General features: G+C 71.5%; 23 protein-coding genes. 9 read left to right on the top strand and 14 right to left on the bottom strand.

Features of this window, described 5'->3' with window-relative positions:
• Positions 1-10: 10 nt before the first annotated feature.
• The 4 genes from ACFWY6_RS02215 to ACFWY6_RS02200 all read right to left on the bottom strand — a co-directional run bounded on the left by ACFWY6_RS02215 (position 11) and on the right by ACFWY6_RS02200 (position 4,729).
• Positions 11-679, bottom strand: coding sequence for a response regulator transcription factor (locus tag ACFWY6_RS02215; RefSeq protein WP_266864053.1), 669 nt, complete (start codon positions 677-679; stop codon positions 11-13).
• Positions 676-1,992, bottom strand: coding sequence for a sensor histidine kinase (locus ACFWY6_RS02210; RefSeq protein ID WP_384685467.1), 1,317 nt, complete (start codon positions 1,990-1,992; stop codon positions 676-678). The genes ACFWY6_RS02215 and ACFWY6_RS02210 overlap by 4 nt, the downstream gene beginning before the upstream one ends.
• A gap of 203 nt (positions 1,993-2,195) precedes the next feature.
• Positions 2,196-3,812: an ABC transporter permease gene (locus tag ACFWY6_RS02205; RefSeq protein ID WP_384685348.1), complete on the bottom strand. Its 1,617-nt coding sequence runs from the start codon at positions 3,810-3,812 to the stop codon at positions 2,196-2,198.
• Positions 3,809-4,729, bottom strand: coding sequence for an ATP-binding cassette domain-containing protein (locus ACFWY6_RS02200; RefSeq protein ID WP_384685346.1), 921 nt, complete (start codon positions 4,727-4,729; stop codon positions 3,809-3,811). The genes ACFWY6_RS02205 and ACFWY6_RS02200 overlap by 4 nt, the downstream gene beginning before the upstream one ends.
• Positions 4,730-4,834: 105 nt before the next feature.
• On the opposite strand from ACFWY6_RS02200, the gene ACFWY6_RS02195 reads away from it, so the two are divergent.
• Positions 4,835-5,338, top strand: coding sequence for a GbsR/MarR family transcriptional regulator (locus ACFWY6_RS02195; protein ID WP_266864047.1), 504 nt, complete (start codon positions 4,835-4,837; stop codon positions 5,336-5,338).
• A gap of 19 nt (positions 5,339-5,357) precedes the next feature.
• Here the strand turns inward: ACFWY6_RS02195 and ACFWY6_RS02190 are convergent, their stop codons facing one another.
• From ACFWY6_RS02190 to ACFWY6_RS02170, 5 genes are all read right to left on the bottom strand, one after another.
• Positions 5,358-6,149 carry an ABC transporter permease gene (locus ACFWY6_RS02190; RefSeq protein ID WP_384685343.1) on the bottom strand — a complete coding sequence of 264 codons (792 nt, stop codon included), beginning with the start codon at positions 6,147-6,149 and terminating at the stop codon, positions 5,358-5,360.
• Positions 6,146-7,141 (bottom strand): ATP-binding cassette domain-containing protein, encoded by a 996-nt coding sequence (locus tag ACFWY6_RS02185; RefSeq protein WP_384685340.1) that lies wholly within the window; start codon positions 7,139-7,141, stop codon positions 6,146-6,148. Before ACFWY6_RS02185 ends, ACFWY6_RS02190 begins: the two co-directional genes overlap by 4 nt.
• 93 nt (positions 7,142-7,234) lie before the next feature.
• Positions 7,235-8,077 (bottom strand): DUF4097 domain-containing protein, encoded by an 843-nt coding sequence (locus ACFWY6_RS02180; protein WP_384685337.1) that lies wholly within the window; start codon positions 8,075-8,077, stop codon positions 7,235-7,237.
• An 84-nt stretch (positions 8,078-8,161) separates the two neighbouring features.
• Positions 8,162-8,680: a toxin-antitoxin system HicB family antitoxin gene (locus tag ACFWY6_RS02175; protein WP_384685334.1), complete on the bottom strand. Its 519-nt coding sequence runs from the start codon at positions 8,678-8,680 to the stop codon at positions 8,162-8,164.
• 307 nt (positions 8,681-8,987) lie between these two features.
• A complete protein-coding gene (locus ACFWY6_RS02170) occupies positions 8,988-9,893 on the bottom strand; it encodes a diacylglycerol kinase family protein (RefSeq protein WP_384685331.1) in 906 nt (301 codons plus the stop codon).
• A gap of 154 nt (positions 9,894-10,047) precedes the next feature.
• Here ACFWY6_RS02170 and ACFWY6_RS02165 point away from each other — a divergent pair, with 154 nt between their 5' ends.
• Positions 10,048-11,331, top strand: coding sequence for an adenylosuccinate synthase (locus ACFWY6_RS02165; RefSeq protein WP_135335599.1), 1,284 nt, complete (start codon positions 10,048-10,050; stop codon positions 11,329-11,331).
• A gap of 284 nt (positions 11,332-11,615) precedes the next feature.
• On the opposite strand, the gene ACFWY6_RS02160 is transcribed toward ACFWY6_RS02165, so the two are convergent.
• The 3 genes from ACFWY6_RS02160 to ACFWY6_RS02150 all read right to left on the bottom strand — a co-directional run bounded on the left by ACFWY6_RS02160 (position 11,616) and on the right by ACFWY6_RS02150 (position 14,653).
• Positions 11,616-13,472, bottom strand: a complete 1,857-nt coding sequence (locus tag ACFWY6_RS02160) for a protein kinase (protein WP_384685464.1) — start codon at positions 13,470-13,472, stop codon at positions 11,616-11,618.
• A 78-nt stretch (positions 13,473-13,550) separates the two neighbouring features.
• A complete protein-coding gene (locus ACFWY6_RS02155) occupies positions 13,551-14,060 on the bottom strand; it encodes a MarR family winged helix-turn-helix transcriptional regulator (RefSeq protein WP_384685327.1) in 510 nt (169 codons plus the stop codon).
• Complete coding sequence (locus tag ACFWY6_RS02150; RefSeq protein WP_384685324.1) at positions 14,057-14,653, bottom strand: DJ-1/PfpI family protein; 597 nt, start codon at positions 14,651-14,653, stop codon at positions 14,057-14,059. Before ACFWY6_RS02150 ends, ACFWY6_RS02155 begins: the two co-directional genes overlap by 4 nt.
• Before the next feature lie 172 nt (positions 14,654-14,825).
• Here ACFWY6_RS02150 and ACFWY6_RS02145 point away from each other — a divergent pair, with 172 nt between their 5' ends.
• Complete coding sequence (locus ACFWY6_RS02145; protein ID WP_361826979.1) at positions 14,826-15,509, top strand: DUF4956 domain-containing protein; 684 nt, start codon at positions 14,826-14,828, stop codon at positions 15,507-15,509.
• Positions 15,506-16,321, top strand: coding sequence for a VTC domain-containing protein (locus tag ACFWY6_RS02140; protein WP_384685321.1), 816 nt, complete (start codon positions 15,506-15,508; stop codon positions 16,319-16,321). Before ACFWY6_RS02145 ends, ACFWY6_RS02140 begins: the two co-directional genes overlap by 4 nt.
• On the opposite strand, the gene ACFWY6_RS02135 is transcribed toward ACFWY6_RS02140, so the two are convergent.
• Entirely contained in the window at positions 16,251-17,600 is a 1,350-nt protein-coding gene (locus tag ACFWY6_RS02135; protein WP_384685318.1) for a sensor histidine kinase, read from the bottom strand. The two genes, ACFWY6_RS02140 and ACFWY6_RS02135, sit on opposite strands and share 71 nt — an antisense overlap.
• Before the next feature lie 104 nt (positions 17,601-17,704).
• Positions 17,705-18,505 carry a response regulator transcription factor gene (locus ACFWY6_RS02130; protein WP_384685315.1) on the bottom strand — a complete coding sequence of 267 codons (801 nt, stop codon included), beginning with the start codon at positions 18,503-18,505 and terminating at the stop codon, positions 17,705-17,707.
• Positions 18,506-18,605: 100 nt separating this feature from the next.
• On the opposite strand from ACFWY6_RS02130, the gene ACFWY6_RS02125 reads away from it, so the two are divergent.
• The 5 genes from ACFWY6_RS02125 (at position 18,606) to ACFWY6_RS02105 (ending at position 24,654) form a co-directional block, all read left to right on the top strand.
• Entirely contained in the window at positions 18,606-19,106 is a 501-nt protein-coding gene (locus tag ACFWY6_RS02125) for a hypothetical protein (protein ID WP_384685312.1), read from the top strand.
• 129 nt (positions 19,107-19,235) lie between these two features.
• Positions 19,236-20,597 carry an aspartate aminotransferase family protein gene (locus ACFWY6_RS02120; RefSeq protein WP_384685309.1) on the top strand — a complete coding sequence of 454 codons (1,362 nt, stop codon included), beginning with the start codon at positions 19,236-19,238 and terminating at the stop codon, positions 20,595-20,597.
• A 142-nt stretch (positions 20,598-20,739) separates the two neighbouring features.
• Positions 20,740-21,441, top strand: coding sequence for a GntR family transcriptional regulator (locus ACFWY6_RS02115; RefSeq protein WP_384685306.1), 702 nt, complete (start codon positions 20,740-20,742; stop codon positions 21,439-21,441).
• Positions 21,438-23,879, top strand: a complete 2,442-nt coding sequence (locus ACFWY6_RS02110; RefSeq protein ID WP_384685303.1) for a dolichyl-phosphate beta-glucosyltransferase — start codon at positions 21,438-21,440, stop codon at positions 23,877-23,879. The genes ACFWY6_RS02115 and ACFWY6_RS02110 overlap by 4 nt, the downstream gene beginning before the upstream one ends.
• 124 nt (positions 23,880-24,003) lie before the next feature.
• On the top strand, positions 24,004-24,654 hold the full coding sequence (locus ACFWY6_RS02105; protein ID WP_384685300.1) for a hypothetical protein: 651 nt from the start codon (positions 24,004-24,006) through the stop codon (positions 24,652-24,654).
• Positions 24,655-24,728: the final 74 nt, after the last annotated feature.

Genomic DNA, 24,728 nt, shown 5'->3' with positions numbered 1-24,728 from the left:
GGTAGCCGGGTCAGCCCGGCGTGACCAGTCTTGCCTCGTACGCGAAGACCGCCGCCTGGGTGCGGTCGCGCAGGCCCAGTTTCACCAGGATGCGGCTCACATGCGTCTTGATCGTGGACTCGGCCACCACCAGGCGCGAGGCGATCTCCGAGTTGGAGAGGCCCTGCGCGATCAGGACGAGGACCTCCGTCTCGCGCTCGGTCAGTTCGCCGTACTGCTGGGCCTGGACCGCCGCCGAGAGGCGCGGGGTCTCGCCGAGCCGGGAGAACTCGTTGATCAGGCGGCGCGTCACGGTGGGTGCGAGGAGGGCTTCGCCGGCTGCCACCACCCTTACGCCGTCGGCGAGCTGGCGTGCCGACGCGTCCTTGAGCAGGAAGCCGGACGCGCCCGCGCGCAGCGCCTCGTACACATACTCGTCCAGGTCGAAGGTGGTCAGGACCAGGACCTTGGAGTCGCCGTCCGACGCGATGATCTCGCGGGTCGCCTCCATGCCGTTGAGGACCGGCATGCGGATGTCCATCAGGACGACGTCGGGGGCGAGTTCGCGGACGCGGTCGACCGCCTCGCGGCCGTTGACCGCCTCGCCGACGACCTCGATGTCCGGCATCGCGTTCAGGAGTACGGAGAAGCCTTCGCGGACCATCATCTGGTCGTCGGCGATCAGTACGCGGATCGTCATTCCTTGCCTCCGGTGGGCTCCGACGCGGAAGCCACCGGCAGGAACACGGTGACCTCGTAGCCGCCGTCCTCGGTCTCCTCCGCAGTCATCTCGCCGTTCAGCATCGTGACGCGCTCGCGCATGCCGGTGATGCCGTGGCCGGCGCCATTCGAGAGGGGCGGGCGAAGCCCTCGTTGAGGGGCGGTGGTCGGGTGACGGGAGGGCGGCTTGACAAGGCCGGTGGCCGGGCCGTTCACGATGCGCAGGGCGAGGCCGCCCAGGACGTAGCCGACCTCGACGCGGGCCGTGGCGCCGGGTGCGTGCCGCAGGGTGTTGCTGAGGGCCTCCTGCACGATGCGGTACGCCGAAAGCTCGACGCCCTGCGGGAGTTCGCGGACCGCGCCGGTGACGATCTTCTCGACGCTCAGGCCCGTCTCGTCGACGTTCGCGATGAGCCGGTCGAGGTCGGCGAGGGTGGGCTGCGGGGCGTCCGGCGCCTCGTAGTCCTCCGCGCGTACGACACCGAGGACGCGGCGCAGCTCCGTCAGCGCGGCCACGGCGTTCTCGCGGATCGTGACGAACGCCTGCTCGAGCTCGGGCGGCGGGTTCTCCACGCGGTAGGGCGCGGCCTCCGCCTGGATGGCGACCACCGACATGTGGTGGGCGACCACGTCGTGCAGCTCGCGCGCGATCGTCGTCCGCTCCTCCAGGAGCGTGCGCTTGTCGCGCTCGATCGCGGTGACCGTCCGCTGGACGCTGACCTCGCGCTTGGCCTCGCGGCGGGTGTGCACGAGGGACGCGGCGAGGAGGGCGAGCGCGGAGAAGAAGAGCATCTCCGGGAGGTTCGTGGTGTACCCCGGGCTGAGGAAGACCTCGGCGGCGATGCCGTACGCCGCCGTGCCCGCCCACATCCACGCGGCGGTGCGCGGACGGGTCCGCAGGGTGATCACCGTCATCACGGCGAGGTGCGCGAGGAAGACGCTCGCGGGCCACGGGTAGCCGTCCCAGTGGCCGCCGAGGGCGCCGGCGAAGGGCGTGCTCGCGATCATGACCCACCAGGCGCCGACGGGCCTGACCAGGGTCATGACGACGGCGACGGCCGGGATGAGGCCGGTGATCACGTAGTCGAGGCCGAAGGAGTCCTGCGCGTACGCGAGCATGAAGGTGAAGAAGGCGGCCGTGCAGACCGCCGCGTGCGGGGTCCAGCCGGCGTACCTGCGTATCCGCGCCGGAAGCCGCCGGGTCACCGGCCCGTCCGTACGCATCTCTTGCAGCGGCCGGTAGGCGAAGGCGTCCCGGAAGAGGTCCTGGCGGAGCCCCCCGAGAGCGTCCATGGCCAGGCGGAACTCCGGGCTGCGGTTGCTGCCGGGGGCGGTCTTGGTCGCGTCAGTCACGCTTACGAAGGTACGGGGCCCTCGGGCGGGGGTCGTCCTCACCGGGAGGGGTTCCTGGGGGTCCGTCGCAGGTACTACGCGCTGGCCTGCGGCCTCGGGTCCCGTCTGCGTGGGCGGGAAAGGCTTGTTCGTTCAGCAGGGCCTCAGGTCAGCATGTCCCGGCGCCGCAGCCCCGCCAGCCCCGCAGCCACCAGAGCTGCCGCCAGGGCGAGCAGAACCAGCACCGGGCCCCACGTCATCTCCCCGCCCGGCAGCTTCGGAAGGTGGCCGAACGGGGAGAGGTCCAGCACCGCCCCCGGAAGGTCAAGCGCGGGGCCGATCCAGCCGATCGCCAGACACACCCCGGCCACGCCCCACGCCCCCACCGCCGCCCTCGGGAACGCCCCGACGAGCAGTACCGCAAGGCCGCCGAGCACCCAGATCGCCGCCACCTGCACCAGGCACGCGCCCAGCACGGGGCCGAAGTCCTGCCCGTACCCGAGCGCCAGGCCGAGACCGCCGACCAGCATCAGGACAGCCGCACCGCCGAAGGCGATGACCAGGTGGCCGCCGGCCCACCGCAGCCGCCCCACCGCGTTCGCGAGGACCGGCTCGGCCCGCTGCGACGTCTCCTCGCCGTGCAGCCGCAGCACGGAAGCGACGACGTACAGCGAAGCGATCATGGCAAGGATGCCGGTCATCGTGGCGAGGAACGCGTCCGTGAGGCCCGCCTGGCCGCCCATCCGCTCGATGATGTCGCGGGTGTTCTGGTTGTCGCCGACGATGTCCGCGGCCCCGTCCACCATCCCGCCGAAGACGACACCGGCGACGAGGAAGCCGAGCGTCCAGCCGAGCACGCCGCCCCGCTGCAGCCGCCAGGCGAGCGCCCCCGCCGTGCCGAGCCGGCCCGTCGCGGGCCCCGGCCGGGTCGGCAGGAAGCTCATCCCGACGTCACGCCGGCCCGCGAGGTCGTACGCCACGGCGCCCTGCGCCACGATCGCGGCGGCGATGAGCAGCAGCACCCACCACCGCTCACCGGCGTACGCGCGGAGGTTCTCGAGCCAGCCGAGCGGCGAGAACCAGGTCAGCGCGGACGAGCCGCCCTGCGTGCCCGCGTCCCCCGCGGCCTTCAGCACGAACGCCGTGCCGAGCACCGCCGACGTGAGCCCCTTGGCGAGCCGCGCGCTCTCCGTGAGCTGGGCGACGATCGCCGCCATGGTGGCGAAGAGCATGCCGGTGCCCGCGACCCCGAGCCCAAGGACGAGCGCGCCGCCCGCCCCCTGCCCGGCCATCCCTGCGGTGATCAGAATCCCCACCGCCGCGTTCGCCACGAACGCGGCGAGCAGCGCGGCGGTCAGCGGCGCCCGCCGGCCCACCATCGCGGCGGAGACCATCTCCTGGCGGCCGGTCTCCTCCTCCTCGCGGGTGTGCCGTACGACGATGATCAGGCTCATCACCGCGGCGAGCACCCCGGCGTAGACGCCGATGCGCCAGGCGGAGAGCGCGCCGACGGAGTCCCCGAAGACCGGCCCGTACATGGCCCGCATCGAGGAGTTGGCGTTCATCGACTCCATGGCGTCGGCGCGCTCGGCCGCGGTGCCGTACACCGACTCCAGGGAGCCCGGCATGGACAGGACCATGACCGCCACGACGAACACCCAGACCGGCATCATGACCCGGTCGCGGCGCAGCGCGAGCCTCAACAGGGCGCCCGTGCCCGCGAGTTGACGCGACCCGCCGTGCCGGGTCCGGAACGCCGAAGCGTCGGCGACGGCGGTCATCGCGCTACCGCCCCTTCGGCGCCGGCGGTGCGTACGTCGTCCTGGTAGTGCCGCAGGAAGAGCTCCTCCAGCGTGGGCGGCGTCGAGGTGAGCGAGCGGATCCCGGAGTCGGTGAGCGAGCGCAGGACCGCGTCCAGCTTGTCGGTGTCGACCTGGAGCCTGACCCGGTGCCCCGTCACGTCGACGTCGTGCACGCCGGGCAGGTGCGCGAGCCCGTTGGGCGGACCCGCGAGCTCGGCGGTGACGCTGGTGCGGGTCAGATGCCGCAGATCGGCCAGCGAACCCGTCTCGACGGTCCGGCCCTTCCTGATGATGCTGACGCGGTCGCAGAGCGTCTCCACCTCGCTGAGGATGTGCGAGGAGAGCAGGATCGTCCGCCCCCGGTCGCGCTCCTCCTCGACGCAGCTCTGGAAGACCTCCTCCATCAGCGGGTCGAGCCCGGAGGTCGGCTCGTCGAGGATCAGCAGGTCGACGTCGGACGCGAAGGCGGCGACGAGGGCGACCTTCTGCCGGTTGCCCTTGGAGTACGTACGCCCCTTCTTGGCCGGGTCGAGTTCGAACCGCTCGACGAGATCGGCGCGCCGGGCCTTGTCGAGCCCGCCCCGCAGCTTGCCGTACAGATCGATGACCTCGCCGCCCGACAGGTTCCGCCACAGGGTGACGTCGCCCGGCACGTACGCCACGCGGCGGTGCAGCTCGACCGCGTCGCTCCAGGGGTCCTGACCGAGGAGCTGGGCGGCGCCGGAGTCCGCGCGGAGCAGGCCGAGCAGGACCCGGATGGTCGTGGACTTCCCTGCGCCGTTGGGGCCGAGGAAGCCGTGGACCTCGCCGGTCTCGACGTCGAGGTCGAGACCGTCGAGCGCGTGCGTCCGTCCGAACGACTTGTGCAGTCCGGAGACGGTGATTGCCTTCGTCATGTTTCAGAACGTACGCTACTTTCACAAAGTTGTGAAGTTAAGGAAGCGTATAAACTCGGCAGTGCTCGCACGCACGGGGGAGATGACAGGGGAGATGATCGGCACATGCCCAACGAGCCCGCACCGGGGGAGCCCGCCCGCGACGCGGAGGTCCACTCGCGTTTCGTCGAGAAGTTCGCCGCCCAGCTGGTCGAGGCCGGTATGCCGAGGATGCCGTCGAGGATCTTCGCGGCGCTCCTCGCATCGGACTCGGGCGCGCTGACCTCGGCGGAGCTCGGCGAGCAGCTGCGGATCAGCCCCGCCGCGGTGTCGGGCGGGGTGCGCTATCTCTCCCAGCAGCACATGGTCGCCCGCGAGCGTGAGCCCGGCTCGCGGCGCGACATCTTCAGGGTGCACAGCAACCAGTGGTACGAGGCGCTCGGCAACCGGGACGCGGTGCTCAAGCGCTGGGAGGACGCCCTGCGCGACGGCGTCTCAAGCCTCGGAGCCGACACCCCCGCGGGGCGCCGGCTCGCCGAGACGCTTGCGTTCTTCGAGTTCGTCCAGTCGGAACTGGAGGGAATGATGGAGCGCTGGCGCGTGCACCGGCAGTCCCTCTTCGGTGCGTGACCCCTCTCCGGGGGACTGCCTACTTCGGGTCGCGGTTGAAGGACGCCTTCGACCAGAAGTAGCCGAGCACGGTCAGGGCCAGGCACCAGCCGATCGCGAGCCAGCCGTTGTGGCCGATCTCGGTGCCGAGGAGCAGTCCGCGCAGGGTCTCGATGGCCGGTGTGAACGGCTGGTACTCGGCGATCGGCTGGAACCAGCCCGGCATCGCGTCGACCGGCACGAAGGTGCTGGAGACGAGCGGCAGGAAGATCAGCGGCAGCGCGTTGTTGCTTGCCGCCTCGGCGTTCGGGCTGATCAGGCCCATCCCGACCGCGATCCAGGTGAACGCGAGGGAGAACAGCACGAGCAGCCCAAGGGCCGCGACCCATTCCACGGCCGTGGCGTCCACGGAGCGGAAGCCGATGGCGAGGCCCACGGCCCCGACGACGAGCACGCTCAGCACGCACTGCAGCACGCTGCCGACGACGTGCCCGATGAGGATCGACCCGCGGTGGATCCGCATGGTGCGGAAGCGGGCGATGATGCCCTCGTTCATGTCCGTGGCGACGGACACCGCGCTGCCGATCGTGGTGCCGCCGATGGTCATCAGCAGGATGCCCGGGACGAGATACGCGATGTAGTCGGACCGGTCCGCCGCCCCGTTCCCGAGGCCGGCGCTCATCACGTCGCCGAAGATGTAGACGAAGAGCAGCAGCATCATGACCGGCGTGAGCAGCAGGTTCAGCGTGAGGGACGGATAGCGCCGGGCGTGCAGGAGGTTGCGCCGCAGCATCGTGGACGAGTCACGCACGGCGAGGGTCATGGGGGTCATCGGACGGCCTCCTTGGCCTGGTTGGCCTGGTTGCTTCTGTCGGTGCTGCCGGTCAGGGCGAAGAAGACGTCGTCGAGGTCGGGGGTGTGCACGGTCAGCTCGTCGGCCTCGATGCCGGCGGCGTCCAGCCAGTCGAGGACGGCGCGCAGCTCGCGCTGGCTGCCGTCGCTGGGCAGCTGCAACGACAGCGCCTCGTCGTCACAGGTGGCCCCGTGCAGGGCGTCCGCGGCGGACCGGTAGACGGCGGGGTCGGTGAAGCGGAGGCGGATGTGTCCGCCGGGGATGAGCCGTTTGAGCTCATCGGCGGTGCCCTCGGCGGCGATCTTCCCGTCGTTCAACACCGCGATGCGGTCGGCGAGTTCGTCGGCCTCTTCGAGGTACTGGGTGGTGAGGAAGACGGTGACGCCGTCGGAGACCAGCTCGCGGATGATGCCCCACATGTTGTGGCGGCTGCGCGGGTCGAGGCCGGTGGTCGGCTCGTCGAGGAAGATGATCCGCGGGCTGCCCACCAGAGTCATGGCGATGTCGAGCCGCCGCTTCATGCCGCCGGAGTAGCTCTGGGCGGGCTTCTTGGCGGCGTCGACGAGGTCGAAGCGCTCAAGCAGTTCGGCGGCGACCCGCCGCCCCTCGCGCTTGGACAGGTGGTGCAGATCCGCCATGAGGAGCATGTTCTCCTCGCCGGTGATCAGCCCGTCGACGGCGGAGAACTGCCCGGTGACGCCGATCGCGGCCCGCACCCCGTCCGGGGATGTGGCGACGTCGTGGCCCGCGACCTGGGCCTGTCCGCCGTCGGCGGAGATGAGCGTGGAGAGGATCTTCACGGCGGTGGTCTTGCCCGCGCCGTTCGGCCCGAGCAGCGCGAAGACGGACCCGGCCGGGATGTGGAGATCGATGCCGTCGAGCACGGTCTTGTCGCCGTACGACTTGCGCAGACCGACGGTGGAGACGGCGGCCGGGGGCAGCTGACCGTTCCCTTGACGTGATGTGGGCATGACAGAAGAAGGCATGGGCCCTCCCGTTCGAAGGCTGAGGGGATGGAAGTCGCTGGGGGAGTGAGTGAGTTGAGGCCGGGTGAAGAGGTGGTGTCAGGCCTTGGCGCGACGGATGTCGATGTTGCCCCAGTTGGTACGGGCGTGGACCTTGACGGTGTCCTCGGTCCGCTCGGGGGCCTCGGAGGAGGTGAGCGTGTTGCGCACCTGCCCGCGGTTGGAGTTGACGTCGAGCCAGGCGGCCGTGCCCTCGCGGATGCCGATCTCGATGGAGCCGTTGGAGGTCTCCAACTGGACGGTGCCGCGGGCGACTTCGGCGATGCGAAGGACGCCGTTGGTGGAGGTGCCGGTGACCGACGACTCGGCGCGCGCGATGTCGATGGAGCCGTTGGCGCCGTTCACCCGCAGTTCGCCGGTCACGGTGCCGACGGTCGTGGTGCCGTGCGAGTTCTTCAGGACGGCGGGTCCGTCGACGGTGCCGACGCGCACGTTTCCGGTGCTGCTGGTGATGTCGGCCAGGCCTTCGACCCGGTCGACGGTGATCGTGCCGTGCGCCGCCTTCATCTGCAGCGGTCCTGTGGTGTCGAGGCGGACGTCGCCGGCCGAGGACTTCACGTGGACCTCGCCGAGCCGGCCCTCGCCGAGCAGCCTGGCCGCGGCGCCGGACACGTCGATGTCCGAGCCCGTGGGCAGTTCCACCGTCACGTCGACGGTGCCGGCGCGGCCGAGCAGATTGGCCTTGGGCGTCCTGACGGTCAGGGCGCCGCCGGCGTACCCGACCTCGGTCTGGTCGGCCGCCCGGACGTCCAGGTCCTTCTTGGGGTCGCGGGGCCGCACTTCGACGACGGTGTCGATGCGGTCGGCCGCGGTGAACTGGATGGACCCGGCGTACACGTGCGCCGTGACCGAGATCGGTTCGGGAGTGTCGAAAGAAGGCATGGCTGTCCCGTCCTCTTGGGTCTTCAGGGCGTCCCCGCTGGTGGGACGTGGTGTGAGTGAAGTGGTGCGGGCAGGGGGGCGCGGCTAACGCACCCAGCCCGTGAAGCTCTGTCCGACCGTCTGGGCCTTCTCCGGCGTACGCGGCCGGGTGCCGCCGTCGACCGCGGCCGACACCGCCCGCACCAGCCACGCGTTGACCGACAGGCCCTCGCGGCTCGCGGCCTCCTCGGCGCGCGCCTTGAGGTGGGCCGGCAGCCGCAGATTGACGCGGGCGGTGCCGCTGTCCTCGCTGTCGACCGGGGCGGGGGGCGTGAACGATTCGACGGGCGCGGCGGGCTCCTCGGGGGCGCCGCCGTAGGTGGGCGGCGGTGTCACCACGAAGTCCGGGTCGGTACCGCGCAGCCGTACGTCGACCGAGCCGGGGGCGAGGTCACGGGTGATCTCGTCCATCGCGGCGGAGAGCACGTTGAGCATGGTCAGACGGGTCGCCGACTCCAGGGGAGCGGTGAGCCGCTCGGCCAGCTCGCGGGCTTCGTCGCCGCCGGCTTCGGCGGCCACCGCGAGTTCGCGGCGGAGGGTGTCGACGTACGGGGTGAGGTCCATAACGCCATCATGGCACCACAGTGGCGCCATGCGCAAGCTTTGGTGGCACCTTGCGTGGGGTGAGGTAGAGGGAAGCCGCGCTGACCTGCGCAAACGTGGGGAAGGTGACCTGGATGGCGGTGTTCCTGCGCCTGCGCGTGTGGCCCTAGGGGCGGGAGATGGCACCAGATGGCGCCGGGTGGTGCCGAGTGGTGCCAAGTGGCGCCGGATGGCATCAAGCCGCACCACGACGATTGAGCCTCCGATTCGACCGCAGGTGCGTCGTGGCTGGTCGCGCAGTTCCCCGCGCCCCTTCGGGGCGCCCCCATCACTTCGGCAAAGTAAGCCCCCAGGCCCGCGGCCGCACCGTCCAGGTCCGGGTCCGCACGGGCCCCGCCACCACCGCGTCCGCCCGGTAGCGGAAATCCGCCCCGGAAACGGTGATCGTCCGGGCCCGCACCCGCAGCGCCGCCGCCTCCGCGCCCACCGACGCACGGCGGACCTCGACCTCCGCGTAGCCCCCGTCCCCCGGGGTCAGGAAGAGGCCCTCGACCGGCTGGTCCAGGTCCACCACGAGCACCCCGTCCGCCTCGACCCGCAGCCGCGCCGGCGCGGGCCCCGGCACCGAAGCCACCCGCGAGGGACGCGAGGGCCGGGACGCGAGGGTGCGTACGAAGGACTGGCAGCTGCGGAGCCACGGATGGTGCCCATCGGCATCCGCCACCCCGCCAGAAGCCCCACCGGAAGCCCCGCCGACGTCCCCCGCACCGGAAGAGCCCCCCGCCCCGGCCGCGGCGCCCACGCCAGAAATGGGCGGAATCCGCAGCTCCCCGAGCACCACCCCGTCCCGGTCGTCCACCAGCAGATCCAGCCGCCGCTCCACCCCTTCAAGCACCGCCCGCGCCGCCGCGACCGCCCCGGAGGGCACTCCGAGCGCCCGCGTGAGGACTTGTGCGGCGCCCACGGGAACGACCGAAAGCGCGCACGAAGCCAGCTCCCGCTCCCGGTGCAGGACCGCCACGGCCCGCACCAGAGCCCGGTCGTCACCCACCACCACCAGACGCCTCGCACCCCTCCTGGCCAGCGCTTTCGCGAAATCCTCTGGGCCATCGGGGAGGCAGACCCGGACGGCGGCGGCCGCGCCGAGCACATCCTTCGCGATCCGTACCGACTCACCGTCCGTGCGCCGGGCGACCGGGTCGATGACGACTAGCAGCTGGTCGCGAGCCGACACGTCCGTCCTTCCTCGGGTAGCATCTTTGTGCAAGAGCCCCTTGCGCTATTGCGCCAGGGGCTTCGTCTATTCCGGGGCAGCATCCAAGGCACACCCATATGGCGGCTACGGCCCCTGACCTTGGACATGCCCCGCCCGGAAGGGGTGTACGCCTGTGCCCGCACTTGTGCTGCTCGGTGCTCAGTGGGGTGACGAAGGCAAGGGAAAGGCCACTGACCTGCTCGGTGGCTCCGTGGATTATGTGGTGCGCTACCAGGGCGGCAACAACGCCGGCCACACGGTCGTCGTAGGCGACCAGAAGTACGCGCTGCATCTCCTCCCTTCCGGGATTCTCTCCCCGGACTGCGTGCCTGTCATCGGCAACGGAGTCGTCGTCGACCCGTCGGTCCTGCTCTCCGAGCTGAGCGGTCTGAACGAGCGCGGCGTCGACACGTCGAAGCTGCTGATCAGCGGCAACGCGCACATCATCACGCCGTACAACGTCACCGTCGACAAGGTGACGGAACGCTTCCTCGGAAAGCGGAAGATCGGCACGACGGGGCGCGGCATCGGCCCGACCTACGCCGACAAGATCAACCGCACCGGCATCCGCGTACAGGACCTCTACGACGAGTCGATCCTGCAGCAGAAGGTCGAGGCGGCGCTCGAGATCAAGAACCAGCTCCTCACGAAGCTGTACAACCGCCGCGCGATCGAGGCGGAGCAGATCGTCGAGCAGCTCCTCGTGCACGGCGAGAACATCAAGCAGTACGTCGCCGACACGACCCTGATCCTCAACAACGCGCTCGACGACGACAAGGTCGTCCTCTTCGAGGGCGGCCAGGGCACGCTCCTGGACGTGGACCACGGCACGTACCCCTTCGTCACCTCCTCGAACCCGACCGCGGGCGGCGCCTGCACGGGTACGGGCGTGGGCCCGACGAAGATCAGCCGGGTCATCGGCATCCTCAAGGCGTACACCACGCGGGTCGGCGCGGGCCCGTTCCCGACCGAGCTGTTCGACCAGGACGGCGAGGACCTGCGCCGCATCGGCGGCGAGCGCGGTGTGACGACCGGCCGTGACCGCCGCTGCGGCTGGTTCGACGCCCCGATCGCCCGCTACGCGACCCGCGTGAACGGCCTGACGGACTTCTTCCTCACGAAGCTCGACGTCCTCACCGGCTGGGAGCAGATCCCGGTCTGTGTCGCGTACGAGATCGACGGCAAGCGCGTCGAGGAACTCCCGTACAACCAGACCGACTTCCACCACGCGAAGCCGGTCTACGAGTACCTCCCCGGCTGGTCCGAGGACATCACCAAGGCCCAGACCTTCGCCGACCTGCCGAAGAACGCGCAGGGTTACGTGAAGGCCCTGGAGGAGATGTCCGGCGCCCCGATCTCCGCGATCGGCGTGGGTCCGGGCCGTACGGAGACGATCGAGATCAACTCGTTCATCTAGTCGGTACGTTGCGGGGGCGCCCCCGGTCGACTTCGGTCGGCCGGGGGCGTTCCGCTGTCTCCGGGGCTGTCGCACTCACGCGCGCCGGCGGCGCCAGTACGCGACCGCCGAGGGTCGCCGGGCAGCCGCCAGATCCCGACGGGGAGCACGACCAGGGGGATGGCGTGCGCGACGAGCTCGGCCCGGCGGGCACGGGCCGCTCGGTCCGAGTCGCCCCTGTGGTCGGCCGGGCTTCCGTCTCGCCTACCGCGTATGTCGTGGTCATGCCTCCGGCTAGAAGGGGCTCACCCGTCCTTCTCGTACGTCAAACCCTTGTCCGTGCCCGTGTTCTCGCGGTGCAGGCGGCCGTCCGACAGCAAGGTCACCGTGCTCGCCGTGCCCGCCTTGCAGGAGGACGCCGGCTGGCCGACGATGACGTCCGTCGGGCCGATGCGCAGGGTGTTGCCGCTGGCCGACTCCAACTTGCCCTGGAACACGCAGTGGTACGTGCCGCCCGTGTCGGTCGGGCCGTCCGCCGTGATCGACAGGACCGTGTCGCCGATCTCGCCCTGCTGGAAGACGAGTTCACGGGAGTTGTGGCCCAGGTCGTTCTCGATGGCGCCGCTCCAGGTGCCGAGGAACTTCTCCGGGACCTCGCCGTCCTCGTTCTTCTCGTCCGCGGCGGATGTGGGGGGCGATTCGGGCTCCGACGACTCTTCCTCCGAGGGCGTGCCCTGCTCCGAAGGGGCGCTGGACGTCGGTGACTTGGAGCTGTCGCCGCCCGCCTTCGCTTCGCCCTCGCCCTTCATCACCGCGTACACGCCGCCGCCCGCGCCGATCGCCACTATCAGCGCCACCGCGATCAGCGCGGCGGTCGAGCGGCCGCTGCGGCGCGGGGGTTCGGCCATGGGGGTCACGACCGGGCCGTACGGAGGCGTGGGGCCGTATCCGCCCTGTTGCGGGTAGCCGTAGGGAGTGGGCGGGAGTTGGGGCTGCTGCGGCTGGGGGTGTTGCTGGGGGTAGCCGTACGACGGGCCCGGCGGGGGTGTGGGGGGCGGGGTGCCCGAGATCATGGTGGGGAGGTGGTCCAGCGGGGCCTCGCCCGGCTTTCCCGGTGGGGGCGGGGTGTCGTCGGCCGGCGGGTTGTCGGGCGTGGCGGCCGGTGCGGCCGGCGCCTCTGCGGCCGCCGCTCCCTTCGTCAGTTCCTTCGGCGGGGCCAGGGAGACGGGGGAGCTCTCGTCCGGATTCTCCGTGTCCAGCAACTGCACGGCGTGGCGGCCCAGTTGAGCCACCAGCGCCCCCGGAAGCCAGGGGTCGCGCGTGCGGCCGCCGTCGCCGAGGGTGTCCTCCGCGCCCGTACGCTCCAGGATCTGCTCCAGCGTCGGACGGTCCGCCGGGGTCTTGCGGAGGCAGTCGGCGACCAGCTCGGCCAGCTCCTCCGGGAGCGCCGACAGGTCGGGCTCCTCCTGCGCGATACGGAACATCAGCGCGTGCACGCCGCTGTTCGCCGTGCCGAAGGGCAGCGCCCCCGACGCCGCGTACGCGAGGACCGAGCCCAGGCAGAACACGTCGCACGCCGGAGTGACCCGGTCGCCCCGCACCTGCTCGGGTGCCATGAAGCCGGGGGAGCCGACGAGCGCGCCGGTGCGGGTGAGGCCGCCGTCCGTCACCGTCTCCAGGGCGCGGGCGATGCCGAAGTCGATGACCCGGGGGCCGTCGATCGTGACAAGGACGTTCGACGGCTTGAGGTCGCGGTGGATGAGGCCCGCCGCGTGAATGTCCTTGAGGGCGTTGGCGAGTCCCGCCGCGAGGATCTTCACGGAACGCTCGGGCAGCGGGCCGTGGTCCTGCGAGATGACGCTCTGCAGGGAGGGGCCCGCGACGTATCCCGTCGCCAGCCAGGGAATCGCCGCCTCGGTGTCCGCGTCGAGCACCGGCGCCGTCCACGCGCCGCCGACCCGCCGGGCCGCCTGGACTTCCTGCCGGAAGCGGTTCCTGAACTCCTCCTGCTCGGCGAGTTCTTCGCGTACCAGCTTGACCGCGACCGTGCGCCCGCGGTCGGAGCGCGCCAGATAGACGTGCCCCATCCCGCCCGCGCCGAGCCGAGCGAGCAGCCGATAGACGCCTATTCGCTGTGGATCCCCGGGCCCGAGCTTCTCCATCGCCGCGCGACCTCCCCCGTTGGTGTGCAACGAATCGAGTTTAGTGCGGTCGTGGGACGGGGTGGGGCTGACTGTCTGCTACGGGTCCGTAACGGGTTTCGCATCGCCTTCCAGTTGTGCCATGGCATCGTCTTCCAGTTGTGCCACCGCCCGGGAGAGTCGCTCCAACACCCGTACCGTCTCGGCGAATTCCGCCTCGCCGAGCGTGGCCGCAAGGCGCGCCGCCATTTCCGCATGGCCGGGGCCGATCTTCTCGACGGCCGCGCGGCCCTCGTCCGTGGGGCGCAGGAGCTTCGCGCGGCGGTGGGCCGGGTTCGGCACGTACTCGGCGAGGCCCCGGCGCACCAGGAGGTCGGCGATGCGCTGCACGCTCTGCCGGGTGATGCCCATCGCGCGGGCGATCCCGGCGACCGGCAGGGGCTCGCGCAGCACCGCGCCGAGCACCTGCCACCAGGCGGCGGTGAGCCCGCCCGGCCTGGCCAACTCCTCTGCCACGGAGAGGAATTGGCCGTTGAGCCTGAAGACCCCGAGCGCGGTGCGGGAGAAGAGGTCCTGCTGCTCCCGCACCCGGTCCTGGTCCGTGCTCACGACTCGAGCACCTCGTACGCGGACGCGTCCGAGTCGTGGAAGAGGCGGTACCAGGCGTCCAGCTTCTCGCCCTCGAAGGCGCCGAGCCGCCCGAGCACCTCGCGGGCGAAGGCGACCGGCTCGGTCGGGCCCGCCGTGATCAGGTCGCCGTCGGTGACGGCGTCCGCGTCGACGTACCGCTCGCCGCCCTTGTAGCCGGTGGCCGCGAGGTAGAACGACACCGCGCTGGTGTGCGCGCGGTCGTCGAGCAGCCCCTCGCGGGCGAGCCCCGCGGTGGCACCGCAGATCGCGGCGACCGGCACGCCCGCGTCGAGGAAGGCGCGTGCGGTGCGGGCGAAGGGGGCGAGGTCGTCGCCGGTGTCCCACAGGTCGGCGCCCGGCAGGATCAGCAGCGAGCTGTCCTCGGGGCGCAGCTCGGCGAGGTCCAGATCGGGCTTGATGCGTACGCCGGCGACCGTGGTGACGGTGTCGGGCGAACCGGCGGCGACCGTGCGGATCTCGTGTCCGGTGCGGGCGAGGTACGCCGTGGCGTATCCGGGCTCCCAGTCGGCGAGTGTGTCGTAGACGGCCAGGTGTACGGGCTTGCGGAACATGAGCAATACCTCCGCTGGTTCGGCTGCCGTTCTCCGTGCTGTGCTTACGTAAGCATGCTGTCAAAACGACAGCATGCTGTCAATAGGGTCCAAGGGAGGTCTGTACGGCGGGCCGCGCGGGTTAACTTCCGGCAGGGGCGGCGTTAACCCGCCGATCCCTAGCGTCCCGGTCATGGACAGCACACAGACCACCCTCGAACAGACCGGCCAGATCGCGGCCCACCTCGGCCTCGACCTCGTCGCCGTGACCCTGCTGACCTTCGGCGTCTTCTATCCGAGGCACCGCAGGCGCGAGCTGGTCCCCGCCTATCTCGCCCTGAACGTCGCGCTGTTCGCGGTCGTCGCAGCCCTCGCGAGCGCCGGCGGCGACGGCGGACTCGCGCTCGGCTTCGGGCTCTTCGGGGTGCTCTCGATCGTGCGGCTCCGCTCGGACGCGGTGCAGCACCAGGAGGTCGCGTACTACTTCATCACCCTCGTCCTCGGCCTGCTCTGCGGCCTTCCCGCGCTCTCGCTGCCGATGGCGAGCGGCCTCGCTGCCGTCCTGCTCCTGGTCATGTACGTCGCCGACCACCCGCGCCTGTACGCCGGTGACCGGCGGACGGTCGTCACGCTGGACGCCGTGTACCGGGAGGAGACCGCGCTGCGCGCCGAGCTCGCGCGGCGCCTGGGGGAGCCGCTCGGCTGGACCGTCCAGGAGGTCGACTACGTACGCGACCTGATGGTTGTGGAAGTCCGGTTCCGGCAGCCGGAACCTTCCGGGCGGCCCGGGGAGTTCGCAGGAGTACGTACAGCACAACGACGACGCACGACCCGGTCCCGCACGCCTGCCCCCGCACCCCAGAAGGAGACCGTGTGAACCCCGCCGTACGCGCCATCGGAAGGGCCGCGCTCGCCGCGCACCCCATCGCGCTTGACGAGGTGAACGCGCGGGCGGAACTGCTCGCCCGCTACGACAACAGCTATCTCGTGCCGGTCGAGATATTCGAGGACCTGGCCGCGCTGCTCACGGATCCCCGCCGTCCCTCGGGCCCCTTCCGGGCCCTGAGCATCGGCGGCAAGCGCTGGTTCGGCTACCACTCGACGTACTACGACACCCCTGAGCTGCTGACCTTCCACGAGCACCGGCAGGGGCGGCGGCTGCGCTACCGCATCAGGGAGCGGCTCTACCAGGACAGCGGGGAGCGGCAGTTCGAGATCAAGCTGAAGAGCGGGCGCGGCGAGACGGTCAAGCACCGGCAGCGTCTGGAGGGCGACGACCACGTCCTGGACGCCGCACGGCAGGGCTATCTGGCGGGAGTGCTGAGGGGTTCGTACGGGATCGAGGCGCCGGGCGGTCTGACGAAGGCGCTGGTCACCGAGTACCAGCGGGCGACCTTCGTCGCCGACGGGCAGCGGGTGACGTGCGACGCGGGGCTCGTGGTGCGGGACATGGCCACGGGGCGGACGGTGGAGGCGGACCGCGGTCTCGTGCTCGTGGAGACCAAGACGCAGGGGCATCTGACGGAGGCGGACCGGGTCCTTCACCGGTATGGGGTGCGGGCCGCTGACTTCACCAAGTACTGCGGTGGATTCGCCGCGCTGCGGCCCGAGTTGGGCATCAACCGGTGGGCGCGTGCGGTGCGGACCGCGTTCCCGCGGGCGGGGGTTGCGGCGCGCGGGGGAAGGTGAGGGTGACCCGGGTGCCGGGGGCGGCGTCCGCCGTGGCGAACGTGCCGCCCGCGTCCTCGGCCGTCCGGCGGGCGATGTCCAGGCCGAGACCGGTGGAGCCGCCGCCGCTGGTGCCGCGTTCGGCCGCGTACGTCGCGGGGAGGCCGGGGCCTTCGTCGGCGACCGTGAGTTCGGCGGTGCCCTGCGCGGTGACGCGGACGGTGATGCGGAAGGCGGTGCCCTGGGGGGTGTGGTCCAGGACGTTGCCGATGAGGGCGTCGAGGGCGGCGGCAAGCTCGTCCTCGGGGACGGGCACGGGAATCCGCTCTTCAGGGGTTTGTGTCTCGGTCGTACGGCCCTGATCCTCGGCCAACGGCAGCCAGAAGGCGGCGCGTTCGCGGGCCACGGATGCGAGGTCGGCGTGCGGGGTGTCCCGGAGGGGGCGGCGGGCCTTGCGGATGACGTCGTCGACGCTGCGTTCGAGGGCGGCGACATCCGCGGCGATGCGGTGCGCCTCTTCCGTGTCCCGCAGGGTCTCGGCGTCCAGACGGAGGGCGGCGACGGGGGTGCGCAGGCGGTGGGCGAGGTCGGCGGCGTTCTCGCGCTCGGCGGCGAGGAGTTCGTCGATGCGGGCCGCCAGGCGGTTCAACTCGCCCGCCACCAGGCGGAGTTCGGGTGGACCCTCCGGGGTGGCGCGGGCGGTGAGATCGCCTGCGGCGAGGCGGTCGGCGGTGCGGGCGAGGCGGCGGGTGGCGCCGACGAGCCGTGCGCCGAGCCGGTCGGCGAGCAGCAGCCCGATGAGTACGAGCCCGACCCCGATCCCGGCGAGCACGAGCCAGGACGTCATCATCCCCGCGTACAACTGGCCCTCGGTGAGCGTGACTTGGACGACCGCGGTGCCGCCTTCGGCGCCCTGGACGGGGACCAGGACCTGGCGGCCCCCGGTGGAGGGCTCGTAGGTGAAGGCGCGACCGGTGCGGGCCAGGCGGATGGCGTCGGTGACGGGCGGCGTGCCCTTCGCCACGGGCGGCCCGATGCGGGACCCGTCACCCAGGATGAGTGAAGTGGCGGGCAGACCGGGGGTGTTGACGCTCTCCACCGTCTGCTCTGCGGTCTCGCGCTCGGCCGCGGTGGCCAGGGCCGGTCCCAGGGCATGGGCCACCCACTGGGCACGGGCGGTGGCCTCGGCCGTGGCCCGGTCGGCGGCGTGGGTGCGGGTGAGGAGGGTCAGCGGCACGAGGAGGGCGGTCAGGACGAGGGCGGTCGTGGCGGCGGTGAGGAGCAGGAGTCGGCCGCGCATCAGCCGGCCTCTGGGTCTTGGGTCCGGCCGGGCATCAGCTGGCCTCTGGGTCTTGGGCCTGGCCGCGCATCAGCCGGCCTCTGGGTCTTGGGTCCGGCCGGGCATCAGCCGGCCCCTGGGTCTTGGGCCCGGCCGGGCTTCGGTGGCTCGGCGTCTTCTTCCGGTGCACCGCCGTCGTGGGGCGCCCGGCCCTTTGGACCCTCACGTGCGTCTCGCGACTGCGGGTCGTCCGGGGGCGTCAGCTTTACGCCCACCGTTCGGATCGTGTGGAGGTAGCGGGGCGCTTGGGCCGTCTCGCCCAGCTTTCTGCGCAGCCAGGAGAGATGGACGTCCACCGTCTTGTCGGCGCCGCCCAGGGGCTGTTGCCAGACCTCGGCGAGGAGTTCGCGGCGGGAGACCACCTGGCCTGGGCGGTGGGCCAGGTAGGCGAGGAGGTCGAACTCGCGCGGGGTGAGGTCGATCGGGGTGCCGTCCAGGGAGACCTCGCGGGCGGCGGGGTCGATGGCCAGACCGCCGATGTGGAGGGGCTCCTCGACCTCGTCCGCGCCGAGCCGCCGCAGCACGGCCTTGACGCGGGCGTCCAACTGGGCGGCGCCGAAGGGCTTCACGATGTAGTCGTCGGCCCCGGCCTCCAGGACGGAGACCATCTCCGGCTCCTCGTCGCGGGCCGTCGCCACGATGACGGGTACGTCGCTGACCGCGCGGAGCATACGAAGCACCTGGGCCCCGTCGACGTCCGGGAGCCCCAGGTCGAGCACGACGAGGTCGGGCCTGCTGGTGACCGCCGCGTCGAGCCCCGCCATGCCGGTGGGCGCCGTCGCGACGGCGTGCCCCTTGTCGCGCAGGGCGCGCACGAGGGCGCCGCGCAGCTGTGGATCGTCCTCCACGACGAGAAGATGGGCCATACAACCACCGTAGTCAGGGGCTTTGGGCGGCCCTTAACCGGGCGTTAGGAAACTGTGCGCCAGAGTTGCCGTATGAGGAAGTCGGTATGAGGACGTCGGCATGAGGAAGTGGCGGAGCGCGGCGGTGACGGCCGCGTGGGTGGCGGTGGGGACGGCCGCGGGGGCGCTCGGCGCCTGGCAGTTGGCGAGTTCGGACGGGGGCGGGGCGGCGCACAGCCGTCCGCTGGACGAGGCGGCGGTGCGCAGGGCGCTGACAGCGACGTCATCGACCCCGTCACCACCCCCGTCATCTCCATCCCCCTCCGCTCCATCCCTCTCCCCTTCGTCAGCCGAGCCGACGCCCACCGAACGTTCCACGGTCCGCTTCACCGGCGGCACGGCCACGGTCGAGTGCCGTGGCGACGGGACGGTGTACCTCGTCTCCTGGAGCCCGGCGGACGGCTTCCACATCGATGACGACGTCGAGCGTGGACCCGGCGCGGTGGCCCGCCTGGAGGCGGAGCCGAGTGACGACGACGAGCGGGACGATCTCGCGTACGAGATCCGGTGCGGGGCGGACGGGGAGCCGCGGGCGCGGGTGGTGGTGGACGCGGACGACTGAGGGGTGTGCTGAGGGGTGTGCTCCAGACCCTCGGTCCCCGTCACCCCGACACACTGTCCAAGAACCCCCGCCCCCGCGAAACAGGACGCCCATGTCCTATCCGCATCGTGGACATTTACCCTCGCCCACATGACCCCTCAGCCGAATCCCCAGGTCGGCGCCGCCGTCAAGGCCGCGGACCGCGCGCACGTGTTCCACTCCTGGTCCGCACAGGAGCTGATCGATCCCCTCGCCGCAGCCGGCGCGGAAGGCTCGTACTTCTGGGACTACGACGGAAACCGCTACCTCGACTTCACCAGCGGCCTCGTCTTCACGAACATCGGATACCAGCACCCGAAGGTCGTCGCGGCGATCCAGGAGCAGGCGGCGACGATGACGACGTTCGCCCCCGCGTTCGCCGTCGAGGCCCGCTCCGAGGCCGCACGCCTCATCGCCGAGCGGACCCCGGGCGACCTCGACAAGATCTTCTTCACCAACGGCGGCGCCGAGGCCGTGGAGAACGCGACCCGCATGGCGCGTCTCCACACCGGCCGCCACAAGGTGCTCTCCGCCTACCGCTCGTACCACGGCGCCACCTCCGCCGCGATCAACCTCACCGGCGACCCCCGACGCTGGCCCTCCGACAACGGCACGGCGGGCGTCGTCCACTTCTGGGCGCCGTTCCTGTACCGCAGCCCCTTCCACGCGGAGAACGAGCGGCAGGAGTGCGAGCGGGCCCTCCAGCACCTGGAGGACACGATCGCCTTCGAGGGCCCGCAGTCCATCGCGGCGATCATCCTCGAGACCGTCCCGGGCACCGCGGGCATCATGATCCCGCCGCCGGGCTACCTCAAGGGCGTACGCGAGATCTGCGACCGGTACGGCATCGTCTTCATCCTGGACGAGGTCATGGCGGGCTTCGGGCGTACGGGCAAGTGGTTCGCCGCCGAGCACTTCGACGGCGGCATCGTGCCCGATCTCCTCACCTTCGCGAAGGGCGTGAACTCCGGTTACGTCCCGCTCGGCGGCGTCGCCATCTCCGCCGCGATCGCCGAGACCTTCGCGCGCAGGCCCTACCCGGGCGGCCTCACGTACTCCGGACACCCGCTCGCCTGCGCCGCCGCCGTCGCGACGATCAACGTCATGGAGGACGAGGGCGTCGTCGAGAACGCGGCCCGCGTCGGTACGGAGATCATCGCGCCCGCCCTCGCGGACCTCGCCGAGCGGCACCCGAGCGTCGGCGAGGTGCGTGGCCTCGGCATGTTCTGGGCCCTGGAGCTGGTCAAGGACAAGACGACCCGCGAGCCGCTGGTCCCGTACAACGCCAGTGGCGAGGCGAACGCCCCCATGGCGGCGTTCGGCGCGGCCGCGAAGAAGCAGGGCCTGTGGCCCTTCATCAACATGAACCGCACCCACGTCGTCCCGCCGTGCAACATCACGGAGACGGAGGCGAAGGAGGGCCTCGCGGCGCTGGACGCGGCGCTGAGCGTGGCGGACGAGCACACCGCGTAACGCCTGGGCTCCGCCGGGTGCCGACAAACGAGGCGCCCGGCTCCGGGAACCCCGACCGCGTAGTCTGACGTGCTCGTAAGCGAAGAAGACGACCACGGACGACCCGTTCACGACCAGAACGCGGCGGGGGAGGCCCACCAGAATGCCCGCACCCGACGGCCCCGCCGTCATCCGCAGCACTCTGCGCCAGCAGATCGCCGACGCGCTGCGCGACGAGATCCTCGGCGGCCGTCTGGAGCCCGGCCAGGAGTTCACGGTCAAGGAGATCGCCGAGCAGTACGGCGTCTCCGCGACCCCGGTCCGCGAGGCCCTGGTGAACCTCGCCGCGCAGGGCCTCCTCGACGCCGACCAGCACCGCGGCTACCGCGTCCACGAGCACTCCCTCGCGGACTACCGCGGCATGCTGGAGGCCCGCAGCCTGGTCTCCGACGGCATCTTCCGCGACCTCATGACCAACGCGGCGGCGCACACCGATGCCGCCGCGGGCCTCGTCTCCGTACGCCGTCGTGGCGAGGAGGCGGCCCGCGCGGCCTGCGCCGGCGACCTGAACGTACTCATCGGCTACGACCTGCGTTTCTGGCGCGAGCTCAGCGCCCTCTTCGGCAACCCCTACCTCTCGGACTTCCTGCACCGCCTGCGCGTCCAGTCCTGGGTCTGCGCCGTCACCTACCTGCGCCGCGCCGTCGAACGCGGCGACGGCGACCTGCGGGGCGTCCTGTGGGCCCGGCACACCGACCTCGTCGACGCCCTCGCACGCCGCGACCCGCAGGCGGCGCACAGAATCGTCGCGGAGTACAACGCCCACTCCCTCGACCTCATCGAGCGGCTGGCGGCCACTGCATGAGCGTGGAACTGACCGTCGTCGTCCCCGCCTACAACGAGGAACGCCGGCTGGGACCCACGCTCGCCGCGATCCGCGCGTACCTGGACGAGACGTACCTGTACGAGGCCGGTCCTGAGGGCAAAGGCGGCCGCTGGGAGCTGATCGTCGTCGACGACGGCTCCACCGACCGCACCGCCGAGATCGCCGTCGACGCGGAGCTCGACGACCCCCGCGTCCACCTCATCCGCTCCGACCGCAACCGCGGCAAGGGCCACGCCCTGCGCCTCGGCGTCCTCGCGTCGCGCGGCGCCCGCGTCCTGGTCACCGACGCCGATCTGGCGACGCCCATCGAGGAGCTTGAGCGCCTCGACAAGGCGCTCACCGACGGCCACGCGGCCGCGGTCGGCTCCCGCGTCGGCGCGGGCGCGACGATCGAGGCCCGCCAGCACCGCCTGCGCGAGCTGCTCGGACGCAGCGGCAACTTCCTCATACGTACGGTCGCCGTCCCCGGAATCCGCGACACCCAGTGCGGATTCAAGCTCTTCGACGGCGACCACGCCCGCGAGGCCTTCGCCGCGTCCCGGCTGTGCGGCTGGGGCATCGACGTCGAGATACTCCAGCACCTGCGCCGCGCGGGCCTGCCGATCGCCGAGGTGCCGGTGCGCTGGGCGCACCAGGAGGGTTCGAAGGTCCGCCCGTTCGACTACGTGAAGGTCCTCGCCGAACTGACCTCGCTGAAGGCCCGCACCCTGCGCCGCACGGACGTCCTCGTCGCGACCCTCTTCCTGGCCCTGTCGGTCACCCTCTACTCGGGCCGCTGGATCGCGCCGGGCGACCGCTATCTCCCCGACTCGCTCCAGGACCAGAACCAGTGGGTGTGGTTCTTCGCGGTGACGGCGGACAACGTCCGCCACCTCCAGAACCCCCTCTTCACGACCCTCCAGAACGTCCCCGACGGCGTGAACCTCATGGCCAACACGGTCATGCTCGGCCTCTCCGTCCCCTTCGCCCCCGTGACCTGGCTCTTCGGCCCGGCGGTCGCCCTGAACGCGGCGATGACGCTGGGCCTCGCCGCGACCGCGGTGGCCTGGTACTGGCTGATCGTCAGGCGTCTCGTGCGCCACCGGGGCGCGGCGGCCGTCGGCGCGGCGCTCGCCGCCTTCGCGCCGCCGATGATCAGCCATGCGCACGCGCACCCGAACTTCATGGTCCTGTTCATGATCCCGCTGATCATCGACAGGGCGCTGCGGCTCTGCGAGGGCGATGGCACACGCGTCGTACGCGACGGAATCGTCCTCGGCCTCTTCACGACGTACCAGATCTTCCTCGGCGAGGAACCGCTGCTGCTCGCCGCGCTGGGCATGCTGCTGTTCGCGGCCGCGTACGGGGTGGTGCGCAGGGACGTGGCGAGGGCGGCCTTCGGGCCCCTCGCACGGGGGCTCGGCGTGGCACTCGCGGTGACCGTCCCCCTCGTCGCGTTCCCCCTGTACTGGCAGTTCTTCGGCCCGCAGAGCTACACGAGCGTGCTGCACGGCGACAACGCGGGCAACAGCCCCCTGGCCCTCCTCTCCTTCGCCGAACGCTCGCTCGCGGGCGACGGGGAGACCGCCGCCGGGCTCTCCCTGAACCCCACCGAGCAGAACGCGTTCTACGGCTGGCCCCTGGTGGCGCTGGCCTTCGCGATCGTCGTACGTCTCTGGGAGCGGGCGGTGGTGAAGGCGCTGGCGTTCACGGCGCTCGCGGCGGCGTTCCTCTCGCTGGGCCCGAAGTTCCGCATCCCGTGGACGGACGTGGTGCTGCCGGGCCCGTGGGCGCCCCTGGCTCACGCCCCCCTCTTCGAGTCGGTCATCGAATCGCGGGTGGCGATGGTGTGCGCGCCGGCCCTCGGCATGCTGGTGGCGCTCGCCCTGGCCCGCCTGCTCACGGCCCCCCGCACGGCTCTTCATTACGCCGGTGCCGCCGCCGTCGCGCTGGCCCTGCTGCCGATCGTGCCGATGCCGCTGCGGGCGGTGGAGCGTGCCGAGGTGCCGGCGTTCATCGCCGACGGGACCTGGAAGCAGTACGTGGGGGAGGGCGAATCCCTCGTGCCGGTGCCGCTCCCGGACCCCGCGAACGCGGAGGCACTGCACTGGCAGACGGCCGCCGACCTGGGCTTCAGCCTCCCCGGCGGCTACTTCAACGGGCCGTGGGGCCCGGACCGCGTGGGCATCTACGGGGCGTCGCCCCGCAACACGTCGAACCTCCTGCGGGACGTCCGCTCGGCGGGCCGCGCCCCGCAGATCACCAAGGAGTGGCGCGCCGCCGCCCGCGCAGACCTGGCGTACTGGAAGGCGGGCGTGCTGGTCCTCGCCCCGCAGGCGCATGACGCGGAACTTCGCGTGACGGTCGAGGAACTCCTTGACCGCCCCGGAAAGTGGGTAGACGGCGTGTGGATCTGGGATCTGCACAAGGGCAGCTAGGGGGCTCGCGCCGCGACTACGCTGCCTGAGCGCGGGGAAGGTCCGGGAAGGTCCGGGAAGGTCCGGCGAAGGTCCGACATCCGACATAGCAGCCGATATGAGCCAACCGATTTGAGGAGCACCCTTGGCCTGTGACCTGTGGCTGGTCCCGCTCGTCGACGTGCTGTGTCACAGCCCCGACAACCCCTTCGCGGAGGAGATCGCGGCGTACGACAAGGCGCTGACCGACGCGGGCCTTCCGCCCGTCCCCGTCTTCTCGTACATGCCGGGCCTGTCGGGGGATGTCGCCCCGGTCGCGGGCTTCGACTACGACGCGCTGCATTTCCTGCGGCGGGCGTACCTGCTCCAGGTGTGCGGCCTGGAGGTGACGCCGGTGGACGAACTGGGCGGGGACTACGAGCAGTTGCTGGAGATGTTCGACGCGACGGCCCAGCAGTCGCACCTGGTCTGGCATTACGACCACGCGGGTGCGTACGTCCCCGTGGACTTCCCCGCGCCGCTCTCGAACGACGAACTGCTCTCGGGCGGCGGTCCGTTGGGCTCGTCGCAGGCACTGCTGCGGGAACTGGAGTTCGTGGCCCCGTCGATCGGCATAGACCCCGCGAACCCGCCGGGCCCGCCGACGCCGCCACAGGCCCCCACGTCCCTGGAGGAGCCGGCGGCACCCGCCCCGCACGACGACAGTCCCTTCGCGCGGGAGCGGCACGTGTGGCTCGGCCTGCACGCGGCGACGACGCGGAGCCTGGCACAGGGATCAATGATCATCTATAGCTGAGGGGCGGGGGCGCGCCCCGGGGGGGGGGCGGGGCGCGCCGCCCCCCCCCCCCCCCCCCCCACACCCACAACAAA

The organism is Streptomyces sp. NPDC059037 (assembly GCF_042740015.1).
In the GTDB taxonomy this organism is placed as follows: Bacteria; Actinomycetota; Actinomycetes; order Streptomycetales; family Streptomycetaceae; genus Streptomyces.
Note: the sequence above shows the minus strand (reverse complement) of the source record. Positions and strands in the feature narration are given on the sequence as shown.

Excerpts from the sequence above, each read along its gene's own strand:
- ACFWY6_RS02215 (WP_266864053.1), bottom strand. The coding sequence starts at position 679 with ATGACGATCCGCGTACTGATCGCCGACGACCAGATGATGGTCCGCGAA.
- ACFWY6_RS02160 (WP_384685464.1), bottom strand. The coding sequence starts at position 13,472 with ATGGAGAAGCTCGGGCCCGGGGATCCACAGCGAATAGGCGTCTATCGG.
- ACFWY6_RS02110 (WP_384685303.1), top strand. The coding sequence starts at position 21,438 with ATGAGCGTGGAACTGACCGTCGTCGTCCCCGCCTACAACGAGGAACGC.
- ACFWY6_RS02195 (WP_266864047.1), top strand. The coding sequence starts at position 4,835 with ATGCCCAACGAGCCCGCACCGGGGGAGCCCGCCCGCGACGCGGAGGTC.
- ACFWY6_RS02145 (WP_361826979.1), top strand. The coding sequence starts at position 14,826 with ATGGACAGCACACAGACCACCCTCGAACAGACCGGCCAGATCGCGGCC.
- ACFWY6_RS02200 (WP_384685346.1), bottom strand. The coding sequence starts at position 4,729 with ATGACGAAGGCAATCACCGTCTCCGGACTGCACAAGTCGTTCGGACGG.
- ACFWY6_RS02130 (WP_384685315.1), bottom strand. The coding sequence starts at position 18,505 with ATGGCCCATCTTCTCGTCGTGGAGGACGATCCACAGCTGCGCGGCGCC.
- ACFWY6_RS02125 (WP_384685312.1), top strand. The coding sequence starts at position 18,606 with ATGAGGAAGTGGCGGAGCGCGGCGGTGACGGCCGCGTGGGTGGCGGTG.
- ACFWY6_RS02150 (WP_384685324.1), bottom strand. The coding sequence starts at position 14,653 with ATGTTCCGCAAGCCCGTACACCTGGCCGTCTACGACACACTCGCCGAC.
- ACFWY6_RS02210 (WP_384685467.1), bottom strand. The coding sequence starts at position 1,992 with ATGGACGCTCTCGGGGGGCTCCGCCAGGACCTCTTCCGGGACGCCTTC.
- ACFWY6_RS02205 (WP_384685348.1), bottom strand. The coding sequence starts at position 3,812 with ATGACCGCCGTCGCCGACGCTTCGGCGTTCCGGACCCGGCACGGCGGG.
- ACFWY6_RS02190 (WP_384685343.1), bottom strand. The coding sequence starts at position 6,149 with ATGACCCCCATGACCCTCGCCGTGCGTGACTCGTCCACGATGCTGCGG.
- ACFWY6_RS02185 (WP_384685340.1), bottom strand. The coding sequence starts at position 7,141 with ATGCCCACATCACGTCAAGGGAACGGTCAGCTGCCCCCGGCCGCCGTC.
- ACFWY6_RS02175 (WP_384685334.1), bottom strand. The coding sequence starts at position 8,680 with ATGGACCTCACCCCGTACGTCGACACCCTCCGCCGCGAACTCGCGGTG.
- ACFWY6_RS02135 (WP_384685318.1), bottom strand. The coding sequence starts at position 17,600 with ATGCGCGGCCGACTCCTGCTCCTCACCGCCGCCACGACCGCCCTCGTC.
- ACFWY6_RS02120 (WP_384685309.1), top strand. The coding sequence starts at position 19,236 with ATGACCCCTCAGCCGAATCCCCAGGTCGGCGCCGCCGTCAAGGCCGCG.
- ACFWY6_RS02115 (WP_384685306.1), top strand. The coding sequence starts at position 20,740 with ATGCCCGCACCCGACGGCCCCGCCGTCATCCGCAGCACTCTGCGCCAG.
- ACFWY6_RS02180 (WP_384685337.1), bottom strand. The coding sequence starts at position 8,077 with ATGCCTTCTTTCGACACTCCCGAACCGATCTCGGTCACGGCGCACGTG.